Raw genomic sequence first — 14715 nt, forward strand, 5'->3', positions numbered from 1 at the left:
GTATAAATCCACAGTTAATTGCTTGACATTATGTCACTCTTTACTAAGCTGTATGTATGCACAGTTAAGTTGGAGGTGAAATATGTTGTGGGAAACGCTAGAACGAGTTAACCGCCTTCGCCAAGAAGCGTTAGCCAACCCAGACTTTGTCCAATCCGCGCAAGACCATGAAGAGACATTGAAGCAGGTCGAGCAATACTTTGAACCAACGAAACGACGCAAGGCAGCAAAACGTGCAAAAACCCTTGCAGATATTTATCAACAGACTGAATTTGGTGAAAATCCATCTGGTGTTCAACATTAGTCAGTGTTTGACATGAGCCAATGTTGAACATGCATTAGCAAAAATGGTTTAGCTTGCAAAGAGCTGCTTGATACGCAGCTCTTTTTCGTTTCCTTCCTTAAGGCTGAGCGTTTGTCTTCATTCAGCAAGTTGATAAATAGTACAGTTTAAGTAAGATTTATCGTCTGAGCTAAAGGCGATTGTCCGCATTTGGTTGGGGAGCAAAAAGAAGCTGGAATCAGAAAATTGTAGTACGTTGTCATGTTCTAGGTGAACGTAAAGTGCAGGTCGGTCAGTAGTCAAACAGAGACTGCCCGCACGATATTCACACAATATGCGAGCCGATTTTAAGGGCAAACGTTTTGGTACATCCGGCAGCCAAAAATTATCCCGTTGGCCATCCGTACTGACAAAGTAGATCGCGCCTTTTTCTGGTGTGAAATCCCTTATTGTGTGTTGCCACACGATTTGGTTACTCTCTTGGGGCAGTCGTTCATTGATTGACCAATGCTTTCGCAATTCTCCTTCCCATCCAAACCAATATATGTCACCTACAAGGTATTGCTCACCGGGCGCATCATTAATGGCTCTCAGTGATAGGTGTTTCTCATCTTCAGAAAAACAGGCCAAAAGCGGGTTATAAAACCGTTTGGCGTGATAATGTAATTGCTTCCAGCGTCCAGAATACTCAATGCTTGACCAAGACGCGACGGGCCAGTTGTCATTGAGTTGCCAATATAATATGCCACGGCAAATCGGTGAGGTTGCCCGCCACGCTTCGACAGCCGTTTTAATTGCCATGGCTTGCTGAACTTGGCTCAAATAAAGCATCTGCTGGAAGCCATTCGGGAAACGGAAATAGCGAGTAAACATTTCGGTGATGATGCTATTACCACGACCATTCTTTTGGTGATGTTCAAAATGAGGCGCACTGATATTCCAGTCGCTTTCTGGGATAATCTGCTTCACTTCACTAAATGAAGGCCAAGACTGATAACCGAATTCTGAACAAAATCGTGGGGATATTGAATGGTAAGCGTCAAAAGATTTACCTGAATGCCACACATCCCAAAAATGCATGTCACCTTTATTATCATCATGCCAAGCGTCACCAAAATCTAATTCACCATTGCAAGGTGAGCTTGCCCAAAAACGGCGACTTGGATCTTGTTCATTGACGAGGATTTCTAAAAAACGATTGAGTCGGTCGTAATTGACTAGGTATTTTTCACGGTTTTCTCGAGATTCTGGATACCAAGTTAATGAACCAATCACCTCATTATCACCACACCAAATGGCAAGGCAAGCATGGTGCTTCAAACGTTGTATTTGTTGTGTGACTTCTTGCTTTACCTCTTCTAAGAAACTCGGTGTTGAAGGGTATTGTGCGCAGGAAAACATCAGATCTTGCCAGACTAATAATCCGAGTTGGTCGCAAAGTTGATAAAAATGATCGTGTTCATAATCACCTCCTCCCCACACACGAATCATATTCATGTGAGCTTCTTGTGCGGCTCGTAACAGCTGTTGATAACGGGAAAAATTGACTTTGCTTGGCATGGCGTCCATTGGTATCCAATTCGCGCCCTTCACTGATATCGAGACCTCATTCACGATAAAGGTCATTTCACTGCCGATGGAATCTTGCTCAGTGCGCAACGTGAGACGTCTTAAGCCAACTTGGCGATTGATCTGCTGCTGTGCCATGGTAATAGACAGTGTGTATAAATAAGGGTCACCGTAACCGTTTGGCCACCAGAGATGCGGATGGTGAACATCAATATCCACACTGCTTTGGTTGCAAAATGCCTCACTATCGATCGTAATAGTTTGATCGCCAAAAGTAAGTGTGATGGGTGTGGAGAGCGATTCGCTATGCCGTATTCTCACGTGCAGCGTAACGTGTGTTAAAGCATGCCAAACTTGTTCAATATCCACACCCAGCAGTGAATATTCTTGTACCGTTTTTAATTGCATTGGTGCAAAAATACCACAAACAGCAAGGCATATACCCCAATCCCAACCACTGTGGCATTGAGGTTTTCGCACTGTGTTCATGTGAGGAAGTTGATTATTCCCTTGCGCCCACGGAATGGGAAAGGGCAGCTCATCGGCTCTTTGCTTGGCTACCGAAGCGGCAGGTTCAAATCGCCATTCAAAATGATTTACACCAATTTGCAGATAAGGGCGAATATTAACGGTATAGGTTTGAAAAGCATTATGGCACTGTAAAACCTTCTGTCCGTTGATCCATAGATCAGCAAACGTATCGACCTTATTCAGCTCCAGTAAGTGGTTTGGGCACTGAAGGTCTGCCGCATTTAAAGTGATCGCTTTTGTTAATACCCAATGACATAAACCAGCCCACTGAACCTGAGACTCATTGGATGCATAATAGGGATGAGGGATCAAACCCGCTTGCAGTAATGCATGATATTGGTCACCGGGCAGTGTCATCGCGATTTGGATATCGGGATACTCGGGTGAGCTCAATCGCCATTCACCGTTTAAATCAAACATAAATCCACCTCAAAAAATACGATTTACAAGGGCTAAATGAGCTGATTTAACCATGCACTATGAAATAAAAATGTGCATGGGTGGCAGGCTCAAAAGTTGTGCGAAGTTTTTAGATTAAGTTGCGAAGCAGTCAATAATTATGATTTTCTTGACTTTAATTTGACGTCACTAAGCTTGACGAGCGGCTTGTTTTAACTTGTTTTGCCTTGGCATATCTTGAAACAATTTGTTGTGAAAGTGTCCGCTTGTGGCGGTTTATATAAAGAATCATTTTGGAAATGGTGCTGAAAGGTGTATAAATGCCGCATTCAAACAGAGAGAGAAAATATGATGAAAATCGACAAGCTAGAAAATAAAAACCGCCGTATCCGTAAGAAACTGTTTTTAGGTGAATTTGCGATCCTCGGTTTTGAAGTTAGCTGTACAACGTCTATCAAAGACTTTGAACAATACGATCTCTTCGTTGATGAGTTTATTGATTACGTTGATAACATCGGTCTTTGTTTCGGTGGTGGTGGATTAGAGATTTTTGACGGCTTTGTGTGCGCAGCCGATCGCTACCGTTCAGCAACAGAAGAAGATAAAGCGTTGGTTGTAAAATGGTTAGAAAATCGTGCTGAAGTGAGCAAAGTTGTTGCTGGTGAATTAGTGGATGCCAATTACGCTTAATTGCTCTTCTATTCTACGTTATTCAGCCAGTGCTTTTCATTTGCGATGTCTGACAAAAAAGCCGGAGTGAAACCACTCTGGCTTTTTTATTACGCTAAATTTTATTACGTTAAAAATCAGCATGTTTAACAAAGTAAGGATTGTTGAATTTATTGGCGTGACCAACAATTGAAACCACTAAACGGTTCCATAGCGCTTTATCAAAAGGTTCTTTAGAAATGGCAGGATAAAGTGTTTCGACCTCTTCCCTGGCAAAGGCCATAAACTCTTTCTTTTTCCTCTTGTTATACTCTTGGGCGACATTATTGTAGTTGCGGATCCACTCTTTCTTAAAGCGAAGCAAGGCGGGTTCGGCTTTTTCTAAAGGTAGCCGAGAGAGATAAACACGCTTATACGATATTTTGCGATCAATCATCGTTCGCATACTGGTTTGAATGTAAGTACCGTGCTGCGTAATGGAAATATCGCTCTCATCAAACAGATTCACACACCAGCCCTTAGGCCAAAAGTCAGCCTGTTTATACTGATTATTTCTAGCGGTTAATACTTGATGAAGCACTAAATCAGAAGTGCCTTTAAAGGTTTGCTGCCATGTGGCTATGCGAATTTGCAATGAACCAGGCAAGCGATAGACATTGGTAAACTTATCTTCGTTCATGACTTCTACAGTAATTGGTTGAATAAAATACAATTTTTGAATGCCATTTGAGTGCAGGGAATGCACCTCAAAGACGAAAGCCAAACGACGTGTCGATTATTTTATGACACATAAAATTATGTGCAGAGTACTCAGCTAATGATTTCAATTATAAGTATAAAAAGTGAGCGAGGTGGATTTTACAAGGTTTGCATTAAAATGCGAGCTTAAGTTGGCGTTAAATCTAATAATGATCAGCGATTATTTGCCTTATCTTGCAAAATTTGACTTTCTAGGTAGAGATAACTCGTTGTATTGCCTAGTCTAGCTAATAGAACTTCACAACTCGAGACCAATCATGGAGATCAAGTACCAGCAGTGGCAGCATAAGCTATACATGAAAGTGCTCAAATTGGCCGCAGCGATTCTGCCCATCTCCAAGCCAACCTTGTTTATTGGTAAAGAATCGCTCAAGCAACTCTGTTATTCGGTTTCTTTGATGGGTATTGAACGCGTGCTTGTCGTAACAGACCAAGGCATTGAAAAGCTTGGTTATGTAAAAAAACTAACCTTTGAGTTTGAGCGCGTTGGTGTCAGTTGTGTGGTGTTTAACCATGTATTGCCTGATCCTACTTATGATCAAGTTGAAGCCGGCCTCCATCAGTATCGATTGGAGAAGTGCCAAGGCGTTGTCGCTATTGGTGGCGGCTCTTCAATCGATTGTGCAAAAGTGATCGCCGCTTGTGCTACTAACCGCAAGTCGATCAAACGTTTAGTGGGGTTGTTAAAAGTATGGAAAACACCTGCGCCGCTGTTTGTGATCCCAACCACGGCAGGTACGGGCTCTGAAGTGACCGTCATTGCGGTGGTTTCTGACCCTCAAACTCAGCAAAAAACACCGATTACTGACCCGAAACTTGTGCCACTTATTGCAGCGTTAGATCCGATGCTGATGATGGCCCTACCTACTCATATTACTGCGCAAACGGGGTTGGATGCACTCACGCATGCAGTGGAAGCCTTTATATCACGTAATGCCACGCCAGAGACTGATCGCTATGCTATCGCTGCGGTTAAACTGATCCACGATAACTTGGAAAAAGCGGCGTTCTTTGGCCAAAATTTGACGGCGAGACAAAACATGGCACTGGCCTCTTATTACGCTGGACTTGCTTTTACCAAAGCCAGTTTAGGGTATACACATGCCATCGCCCATGCTGTTGGGGCGAAATACCATTTCCCGCATGGCTTAGCGAATGCGGTTGTGTTGCCACATGTATTGGAATACTCCAAAGAGGCGGCGAAAGATAAGCTGGCTAAACTGGCCGACGTACTCAAAATAACCGATCCACATTTGACCGATTCAATGAAAGCGGACGCCTTCATTGGGTATGTGAAAGAGCTCAATCACACACTGCATATACCTACACAGTTACAGGGGCTCATGCCAGAGCATATTCCAGAATTGGCCAAACAAGCTTTTCGTGAAGCGTTTTGGAATTATCCTGCGCCAAAATACATGCAGCAAACGGATTGCGAAGCGATTTTTAGGAAATTGTAATCTACATTCAGCGTTATCTTTGACCGCTCTCGTCATCATAGCAACGAGAGTGGTCAAATTAGGTCGATTCATTTTTTAAGCAGTATCAACCCACTTGGCAGAGTATCACCGAAGACACGTTTGGATTCTGTGTCAGACAGGTCATGCACTTCATTCACCAAAGTAAACCAAGTTTCTGGAACCTTACTTTGCTTTATCTTGGCTAAAACGAGCTGACGAACATCATTGCTAATATCAAAAAGACGATCTCCTGTCTTGCGACACATCATTACCGCGGCAAAGGCAATCATCGGTTCTTTTTGCCAGTTTTGATCAAGCAACTTCGGTAACCATTGTTCCACTTGCGCTCTTGGGATGACTGAATGTTGACTACCATACAGTAGCGTCCGAGAGGTTAACCGCCCAACGGCCCACCAGTGTGCTTGTTCACATTGAGTTTTATTAATCGCTTTGTTCAAAAACCACGTTGCAAGTAATACTTTATCTTCCACTTCTAGATGTTCCAGCGAAGCGGCAAGCCGTACCATGGCTTCGTACCCTTTGTCGTGCGCTTCTTGAGCTGATTTTGGATTTTTGATTGCGCTAGGGTGAAGATACTTAGCGATATCCGCTAGAATCGTTTCTTGTTGCTCTTGACTCAGTCCGCCAGCCACACGCCGCCAAAATACCCACCAATCGCTCCAGCCTTGATGATTTTGGAATTGAATACCTTGTTGATACAGATTCCACATTTGTTCCATACGCCAAGGATCAGTTGGATCGCCAAATCCTGGTCGCAGGGCAAATCCAGCCAGACGCAACCAGTTTTTCTCGTGTTGCTCTGAGCGACGTCGACGTTTACGGCCTTGAGAAAATGCATCAAAGAGCGGTCGTAGCGTGGCGAAATCCCATTCATCACGTGGCCCTAAAAGCTTATCTAAATCTTTGCCAAGCGTTTTAATGGCTTTGTTATCAGAGGCTTTTTTATTGCCACTATAAAGGTGTGTGATGAGCGAAATCGCCTCTGACAAGCGAGGATGACGTTGGATTTCACTGTCTGACTCACTGTGCTTGCGAACTTCAAACTCAAGTTGCCATCGGTTTTTTTCGTCCTCAATACTGACACATTCAATCTTGAGCGTGCCGACTTCAGTTAATTGACAAGCCAGTTGAACTTCCACCCGTTGCTTTTGGTTAGCATGCAATAGAGCATCATCATTTCCTTTTAACGCCGTTATATAAGGAGGCAGTGGCGTAAAAAGCTCATGTTCAACAGCCAATAACAGACCATTTTGAACGCGGCGATCAGCAAACATATCGTGAGTCGAGGTCAGGATGTTGAAGCGTACGGGTTCACCTAACGTCAGTGAAAATCGACGGCTGGTTAAGCGTATCTCTTGTCCTTCTTCGGTGCCTTTAGCCAAGACACACAGAGCATGTCCCGCACTGTTTTTTTCAGGCAGGTGTAAAAAATAAGAGCGTGCCGATCCACCGCCGATTTTAAGCTGTGCACCTTGGCGAGCTTTACCATACGCGACAGCACCGAGTGCGACTGCCCAATCAGGGTGAGGATTATCAAGCAGGGTGATCGGCGAACCTCGCCAATCGGTCAACAATTGAGTGATGCGCTTTGTGATAAGCTCACTATTAAATACGCCGCCATTAAGTAGTAATCCAACTGGAATGGCCGTTGCGTTTGACTCTTGCTTGAGCGCAAGGCGAGAAACGGCTTGGTGTTCAGCTAAAAATTCAGCAATGTGTTTACTCACGGCAGGGTCGGCTGCGTAGGGCAAACCGAATTCCACTACTGCACTGCGGCGTTTATTTGGACGTTCTTGTACCGAGCAAAGTGGGAAAAAGCCTTCCAGTGCAATCTCATGTACCTCTTGTTTCGTCAGGGAAATGCTTTTTGCTGCGCCTAATAGCTTTGACCCACTGCCAAGGAGCGTAATTTTTAGCTGCTCTGGGGCTTGGTTTGATAGGAGCTGCTCTTTTACTTGGCGAGTTTGCTGAATTAGTTTGCTCAAACTGGCGGCGGTTAATTTTTTCGAACCGTCAAAGCGTTGCTCAGCTAGATGAGCTAATGCTAAATCAAGGTTGTCACCTCCGAGCATTAAGTGATCACCCACGCCAATTCGGTCAAGAGAAAGTTGGTTGTCTGCGCTGTGTTTCGCTTCAATTAAACTGAGGTCTGTCGTACCACCGCCCACATCACAAACCAAGATCAAAGGGAGTGATTGCAGTTGCTGTGAGGCACAATGGCGGTGACGTGCGTACCAGTCATAGCAAACGGCTTGTGGCTCTTCAAGTAGTACAATTGAGCTTAACCCCGCCAGCGTTGCAGCTTCGATGGTGAGCTTACGAGCCGTTTCATCAAATGATGCCGGTACGGTGATAATGACATTTTGATCTTCAAGTCGATGACTTGGATGACGGTAGTTCCATGCTTGCCGGATGTGATTGAGATAACTGGCGCTGGCAATCACAGGGGAAACTTTCGCCACATCGTGAGCGCCTGCCCACGGTAAGATGGCTTGCTTGCGATCAACCCCTTGGTGGGAGAGCCAACTTTTCGCGCTGGATACTTGTCGCCCTTCTACTTTTGCACCTAAATCTCTTGCCCATTGGCCAATAATTACTTCTTTGCTATCGCCCATAATCGGTTCAATTTGCCAAGGGAGCGATAGGGCATCAGGTGCGATCTGTCCGTCGGCTGGGTGATAACGAAATGACGGAAGGAGTGGTTTTCGAACCACTTCACCGGGGCCAATCAATTGGTCGACCTCAAAAAGATGCACGGGTGAGTCTTCTAACGATTCGGTGATTTCACAAAATGCCACCACAGTATTGGTGGTGCCTAAATCGATACCGACGAGAAAGCGAGGAGAAGACATGGAGGCTCCTGAATTTCAAAAACGGCATCCGAAGATGCCGTGTGGGGATTATTGAGTGACTTGAGGATCTTCACGCACATCGAACTCAACGTGCCATGTTTGGCCGTTGTCGGTCGCAATGGCTTCTAAGTGAAGTGTCCCGAGTTCTGTGATCGTTGAGGCTAAGTGAACCGGAACGACTTCGCCTTGTCGACGTCCTTCAGAAACAGGCAAGGTGACGTGGATCTCGGGCAGCTCTACAAGTTCTTCTGGAGCCCAATAATCTAAGTGCATGCCAGCTTCGTCATCGCGGCGTATTGTTGAACCAAAGAATTGAAAATGTACAGGCTCACCAATGACCAATCCAAACTCTTGGCTTGGTACGCTGACACTGCTTCCTTCTTCCATGCCAAATGGAGCGACGCACAAGGCTTCCATCGGCGGTGCGATCCCCGGAATGGCAGGCATAGCACTTTCAATACCGACGTAATAACTCGAGGCAATGCCACCGCGAATACGCACACCTTGTCCACGACGAACTGCGCCGTAATACGCTGCGCCACATGCGACGGCTAAATCAAGGTCTAAGCCTGTTAAGCGCTTCATCTGTGGTGCTCCCACAGTGCTCAACCAAGCATTAATCGTGCTGAGAAGACGGTTTGCTAATAAATCGGATTTTAACACGCCACCGTTTAGTAAGATGGCGGTCGGTTTGATAAAATCCATCTCCGGAGCTTCGCCCATACCGGGCATGCCAGCAAATGGGTTATCATTCAGAGCGGATTTTTCTAGAGCGGATATGTCGCCACCCATTGCATGGGCTTGTTTTGCCAAAAACGCGGCGATATGGCGGGTAATTCCAGCGTCTTGCGCGTAGGGAAGGCCCATTTGCGTTAATGCGCCACGTGCTTTTTGTACGGGATGATCAGTGATATTTACTTGTGGGAAAAAACCATCGACCAAGGTTTGTTGCACTTCTTGTTGAGTCAATTCGGTTTTAAGCGTTGTACCGAGTAGTTTTGAACCGCGACTTGGTACCACAATCGGTACGGAATTTAGGGCACTGTCATTAAGAAGCGCCTCTTTGGCATCTCGGCAAGCGTGCGTCATTGCTTGCACTTGCCAAGGGGCTAATTCTTTACCTTCTTGCACCAATTTCATTTTTAAACGGTAAGCAAGGGCAAGGTCCATGTTGTCGCCGCCGAGCAAAATGTGCTCACCAACCGCAATCCGATTGAGCGTTAAGTTACCAGCGTCTTCAGTCACTTCCACTAAGGATAAATCAGTGGTTCCCCCACCAATATCAACCACGAGAACAATGTCACCCACCTTGACTTCATCGCGCCACGCATCGTGGCTATTATCTATCCAACTGTATAAAGCCGCTTGTGGCTCTTCAAGCAGCGTTAATTGCTCAAAACCAACGTTGCGTGCTGCTTCAGCGGTTAAATCTCGGGCGGCTGGATCAAATGAAGCGGGTACTGTTAACGTGACATCTTGTGTGGCTAAGGGGAAGTTAGGGTGAGCGTGATCCCAAGCGCTTTTTAAATGCTCTAGATAATACTCAGTGGCTTTTAATGGCGAGATCTTTTCCACTTCATCGCTGCTACCCACGGGTAAAAATGCATCACGTCGATTGATGCCACCATGACATAGCCATGATTTGGCACTGGCGACTAAACGAATCGGTGTCTTACTGCCAAGGTTGCGCGCAATGGCTCCGACTAAGGCTTTTGGCTCGGCCGACCAAGGCAAAACGCGTGCGGCAGGGCTCATCTCATGTTCATGAGGCTGGTATAAAAACGAGCCTAATTGATGACGGCTTTCAACCGTACCGGGCGCGGTAAGTTGAGGGATGCTCATTACTGAAACGCGAGCGTTTTCATCCTGTGTATCAACATAAGAGAGCACGCAATGTGTTGTGCCTAAGTCAATACCAATACTAAATTTTGGCGCTGTCTGTTCCATTACAATTCAACCTCGGCAGGGGCGATGATTGAAGCATCATACTGTTCAGCCAATTTAGGCAAAGTGATAGCTGTTGCTTTCCAGCCTTTATGGACTAAGGTGCCATTAAAGGGTGCTGAACCCGTCACATTACCCGTTAAGCGAACTTCTTGCGGGTTGAAACCAGCTTCAATGGTAATTCGACTCTCTTCATCTTCGCCGCGAATGGGCGTGAGCTGAATGTAATCTTGTAGAACTTTTTTACCACCGGCGTGGATCACGCGCGCCGCGGCTCCAACTTCCTCATCTGAAAAGGCGGTGACATCTTCATTTAAGAAGTCAATCAGACGAGCTTCTTGCTGCATTAACGACAAAAGTTGTAGGGCGGAATCGGTTGGCGCTGTCGCTAATTTAGATTCGACTTCAACTACGCGCTCAATCACTTTTTCTACTTCTACGATTTTTTCGACTTCAACAATCGTTTCAACCGGCTTTTCGACTTCGACAATTTTCTCGACAGGTTTTTCAACAACTTTCTCAACGACTTTTGATTTGCGTGATACCACAATGAGAAGTAGCAAAAGGCTTGATGCACTTAGCCCAGCATGCAGCATATCAAAGGTGGTAGGGATCATATTTAAATCGAAGTTCATCACAATTCTCTTTACACAATGAAGTAGGCGTGGGAATTCTCGTGAGCCTACGGTGAATAGACTTAAAAATAGGGGCGCAGCTTACCATATTCAAGGCGAATACAGGATAGAAAGTCCGCATCATCACGTTTAAGCTAAAGTGATTGCTTGCGTTTTGAGCAGTATCAATCATTAATTCTCTATTCTGGTTCAACTTTAAGATTAATTGGTTAATAAATTGGTGACTGGCTATTGATTTACCTACTTTTATAAGAGTAATTTGAGTCCTGAGTCCTGAGTCCTGAGTCCTGAGTCCTGAGTCCTGAGTCACGGAGAGGCTGTTATGTTCGAGAGCGACAAAAAGGTGATCTATCCTTTATGTATTTCAATTATTACCTTAATGATGACAGCGTCAGTCATCTCATTACTCTACATTAATCAAAAGAATCATATTGTCATGTTGTTTGATAGCCACGCCGAGCATCAAGCAAGCATATTAGACACGTTGGTTGCAAATGATGTCAGTTTTATTGGTTCGGCTGCCAATTTTTTGCATGCTACCGAGGGGGGGAGTGTGCAAGGATTTGACGTTTTTGCCCATGGGGTTATGTCAACATCCTACAGCCTTATCGGTTTGCAATGGTTAGCGAAAGTAACAAAAGATGATGCTGACGAATTTGTAACATTAATGAGGGATCGTTTGCCTCAATTTGAGTTATTTACAGTACCTAAAGCGGCTCAAAAGGTGATTGGATTTTCTGAAGAGAATGAACAACCCGTTTATGTTCTGAGTGATATTTATCCTCAAACCAAAAGTAACCTTGAATTGCTCGGCTTCTATTCGCTACGCCCTCGCTTTCAAAGAATTGCTGCACATATTGAGAGTACGGGGCTACCTGCTATATCCGATAAGGTCCGCCTATTGCAAGATGGCATAGAAGCACACCACAAAAAGGATGGATTATTGGTATATCATCCCGTTTTTAGCTACAACAAACAGGAAATGATTGGTGTGGTAGTGGGTGTTATTCGACTCTCTACTTATTTTGATGGATTGGTGAGCCGCACGGCGTCCGATCATCGATTGTATATGAAAGTAACCGATCTCGGATTTGATGCCGAAGATGATCCGATTCTATTCCAAAGCCCAGATTGGGATTCTATTAAAGGCATCGAAATAGAGAAACGCTTATCTCTGCCTAACCGTGATTGGAAAATTGATTTTAAGTTCTCAGAACCAATAGCGAGCAACATACAGTGGATTTTAGTAGCGCTCAGCGTCGGTGGTTTAATTATTTCGATCTTGTTAGGTTATGTTGTCTATTTGTTGATGAGAGAAAAACTTCATCTTAGCGAGATGCTAGAAGAACGTACTGAAGAACTGCGCTTTTTAGCGGACCACGATAGTTTGACTGGGTTGTATAACCGACGTGCATTCGGACGTTTACTGCAAGAGAACGTCTTACAGAAAAAAGCTTTTTCGTTGGTAATGTTTGATGTCGATGATTTTAAACTGATTAATGACAACCATAGCCACATTGCAGGCGATGAGATGCTAATACATATCGCAACGGTTATTTCACGTCATATGGGAAATAATGATGTTTTAGCTCGGTTAGGTGGGGACGAATTTTGCATTATTTGTGAATTGTCAGAACTTCAACCTTTGCAGTGTTATCTAGAAACGTTACGAGCGGCTGTTGAATCAACCGGATATGAGTTTATGGATGAGGTGCTGTATTGCACGCTCAGTATTGGGGCGGCGATCAATCATACTTATGATCAAGAGTCTTTATTACATTTGGCAGACAGTAAGTTATACGAAAGCAAAGAAAATGGTCGCAACCGAGTTTCAATCGCCCAATAACTGTCCGAACGAAAGGGCGAGAGTCGAGTTTTTGAGAGGAGTCGAGTAAGATAACGTTCTTTGACTACTTATATTTAAAGGATACGCCTGAACAATGAACTATAACCGAGTTGTCTGCTTCGATTTAGAAATGTGCTGCTGGAATGAAAATGGGGTTGGGACAACGGGTGAAATCATTGAAGTGGGTTTAGCTGAAATTGATGTGCAATTGGGCACGATTGTGAAGCGTGCTCAATATTATGTCAGGCCAGAGCAAGACGAAATTTCGCTGTTTTGTAGTGAGTTAACCGGGATAACTCCGCGTAAAATTGAAAAACAGGGGCGATCACTCGCAGGTGTCATTCAATCAATGGTTAAGAACTTTGGCGGCCCAAATAAGATTTATGTTTCGTGGGGGCGTGATGACCAAATTTTAGCTAAAGAGTGTGAGCAGAAGGGGATCGTTATGCCTTTTAGCGAGTTCATCAACCTAGCAACGCTTTACCGTATTCAGCAGAGAATGAAAGAAAAACGTATTGGTCACCGCGCCGCACAAGAAGCGCAAGGCATTGAGTGGGAAGGGCGACAGCACTCCGCTTATGTTGATGCCTACAACCTTGCGAAATTGGCGTTAACGATGTTGTAATCCGCTCTATTTTTGAGCGGAAAGTTTAGCGCGGATAAATTCACTGTGGTCGACATACAATAATTCTGCCACTTTGCGGATCACCGCCTCTTCGAGTGGGTCTATCTCACCGTCCGCGTGCGCCACTTGCCACATCGCCTTGATAAGTTCATATCGCGTATCTTGTGAGAGCTCGCGTAATTGTGAAGTGAAATCATACAATGAAGCTGACTGTTTGACGCTTTGTTCTGCCCGAATGAGCAGTTCCGTGGTTTCTGTATCATCTAACGCTAATAGTCGTTTAACTAATTGAAACTTAGCGTCATTTTCTCGTGTGTCAATTTGATGATCGGCTCCTGCCACTTCTCTGAGCAAACAAGCAATCGCTAGGTTGGGGTTAGTGTTGGAGCGCTGGCCTAAATCTTCTCCGTCCAAGAGTTGCTTGAATAGCGATGTAATGGCATTAAACATAAAAAAACCTACTGAAAATTTCGAGTCATTATTGTTTAAATAGTGGCGTATTGAGCAAAACACAAGTCAGAATAAAGTGAGATTCTAAATATCACGAGATTCATCTTCATCGCTCTCGTGATAAAAATCATTCGGATCTTGAGGAACGCTAGGGTCTTCTAGTATTTCAATGACTTCTGAACTTGAGTATTCATGCCCCATCAGGAAAAGCGCTAACATGGCATCGGCTTTGGATTTATTGTCCGCTTTTTCTAGCAAAATTTCTTCAAAGCGTCGCCGTATCATGGCAATCTCATGTTCAACAAAACCGCGACCTTCTTCCTCTCCTTCACCTTCCTCGGGCGCATTATCAAACTCCAGAAACAGAAAATGGCCGTCCAATTGTGTGTCAATAAGACGTTCAGGCAACCAAGCCTCACCCATCACCAATTCTGGATCGGTGTTATCGGGTAGTGAATCGAGTATGTGTTTCAGTTCAGATGCTTTCACAGTTTTATCGTTTCAGTAATCATGTCGCTATTGTAGCGGCGATTTTCTTATAAACATAAGAAATCCTGATCCGATTGCCCAATTTTAAATCGCTTAATCATACGAACGATGGCAAAACATACCGGAATCGAGGAGGAAGCGAATAAATGCTCGCCGTTTGTGAAAGGATAACTGATTGCAGGC

12 protein-coding genes are annotated in these 14715 nt (G+C 44.6%); 5 read left to right on the top strand and 7 right to left on the bottom strand.

The features are described from left to right. The first annotated feature begins 82 nt into the window (after nucleotides 1–82). On the top strand, nucleotides 83–304 hold the full coding sequence (locus AACQ75_RS05990) for a hypothetical protein (protein ID WP_010319365.1): 222 nt from the start codon (nucleotides 83–85) through the stop codon (nucleotides 302–304). A gap of 117 nt (nucleotides 305–421) precedes the next feature. Here the strand turns inward: AACQ75_RS05990 and AACQ75_RS05995 are convergent, their stop codons facing one another. After that, nucleotides 422–2803, bottom strand: a complete 2382-nt coding sequence (locus AACQ75_RS05995) for a glycoside hydrolase family 2 protein (protein WP_170888396.1) — start codon at nucleotides 2801–2803, stop codon at nucleotides 422–424. Between the two features lie 330 nt (nucleotides 2804–3133). Here AACQ75_RS05995 and AACQ75_RS06000 point away from each other — a divergent pair, with 330 nt between their 5' ends. After that, nucleotides 3134–3472, top strand: a complete 339-nt coding sequence (locus AACQ75_RS06000; protein ID WP_026028717.1) for a YggL 50S ribosome-binding family protein — start codon at nucleotides 3134–3136, stop codon at nucleotides 3470–3472. A gap of 109 nt (nucleotides 3473–3581) precedes the next feature. On the opposite strand, the gene AACQ75_RS06005 is transcribed toward AACQ75_RS06000, so the two are convergent. Next, entirely contained in the window at nucleotides 3582–4214 is a 633-nt protein-coding gene (locus AACQ75_RS06005) for an MSHA operon transcriptional regulator (RefSeq protein ID WP_170888397.1), read from the bottom strand. A gap of 253 nt (nucleotides 4215–4467) precedes the next feature. Between AACQ75_RS06005 and AACQ75_RS06010 the strand changes: the two genes are divergently transcribed. Further along, the gene (locus AACQ75_RS06010; protein WP_013856800.1) at nucleotides 4468–5670 is read left to right on the top strand and encodes an iron-containing alcohol dehydrogenase; all 1203 of its coding nucleotides are present in this window, start codon (nucleotides 4468–4470) and stop codon (nucleotides 5668–5670) included. 68 nt (nucleotides 5671–5738) lie between these two features. Here the strand turns inward: AACQ75_RS06010 and AACQ75_RS06015 are convergent, their stop codons facing one another. Genes AACQ75_RS06015 through AACQ75_RS06025 form a run of 3 tightly spaced genes read right to left on the bottom strand, consistent with a single transcriptional unit; the run spans nucleotide 5739 to nucleotide 11122 of the window. Beyond that, nucleotides 5739–8543, bottom strand: coding sequence for an Hsp70 family protein (locus tag AACQ75_RS06015; RefSeq protein WP_170888398.1), 2805 nt, complete (start codon nucleotides 8541–8543; stop codon nucleotides 5739–5741). Between the two features lie 48 nt (nucleotides 8544–8591). After that, nucleotides 8592–10490, bottom strand: coding sequence for an Hsp70 family protein (locus tag AACQ75_RS06020; RefSeq protein WP_170888399.1), 1899 nt, complete (start codon nucleotides 10488–10490; stop codon nucleotides 8592–8594). Beyond that, entirely contained in the window at nucleotides 10490–11122 is a 633-nt protein-coding gene (locus AACQ75_RS06025) for a DUF2760 domain-containing protein (protein ID WP_026028849.1), read from the bottom strand. The genes AACQ75_RS06020 and AACQ75_RS06025 overlap by 1 nt, the downstream gene beginning before the upstream one ends. Nucleotides 11123–11444: 322 nt before the next feature. Here AACQ75_RS06025 and AACQ75_RS06030 point away from each other — a divergent pair, with 322 nt between their 5' ends. Further along, nucleotides 11445–12968 (top strand): sensor domain-containing diguanylate cyclase, encoded by a 1524-nt coding sequence (locus AACQ75_RS06030; protein WP_170888400.1) that lies wholly within the window; start codon nucleotides 11445–11447, stop codon nucleotides 12966–12968. Nucleotides 12969–13062: 94 nt separating this feature from the next. Beyond that, on the top strand, nucleotides 13063–13593 hold the full coding sequence (locus AACQ75_RS06035) for a 3'-5' exonuclease (protein WP_017050534.1): 531 nt from the start codon (nucleotides 13063–13065) through the stop codon (nucleotides 13591–13593). Nucleotides 13594–13599: 6 nt separating this feature from the next. On the opposite strand, the gene AACQ75_RS06040 is transcribed toward AACQ75_RS06035, so the two are convergent. After that, complete coding sequence (locus AACQ75_RS06040; protein WP_170888401.1) at nucleotides 13600–14043, bottom strand: tellurite resistance TerB family protein; 444 nt, start codon at nucleotides 14041–14043, stop codon at nucleotides 13600–13602. Between the two features lie 84 nt (nucleotides 14044–14127). Continuing rightward, nucleotides 14128–14532, bottom strand: coding sequence for a hypothetical protein (locus AACQ75_RS06045; RefSeq protein ID WP_088732475.1), 405 nt, complete (start codon nucleotides 14530–14532; stop codon nucleotides 14128–14130). Between the last annotated feature and the right edge of the window lie 183 nt (nucleotides 14533–14715).

This window comes from Vibrio sp. B1-2 (genome assembly GCF_963888445.1).
GTDB classification, from domain to species: Bacteria; Pseudomonadota; Gammaproteobacteria; order Enterobacterales; family Vibrionaceae; genus Vibrio; species Vibrio anguillarum.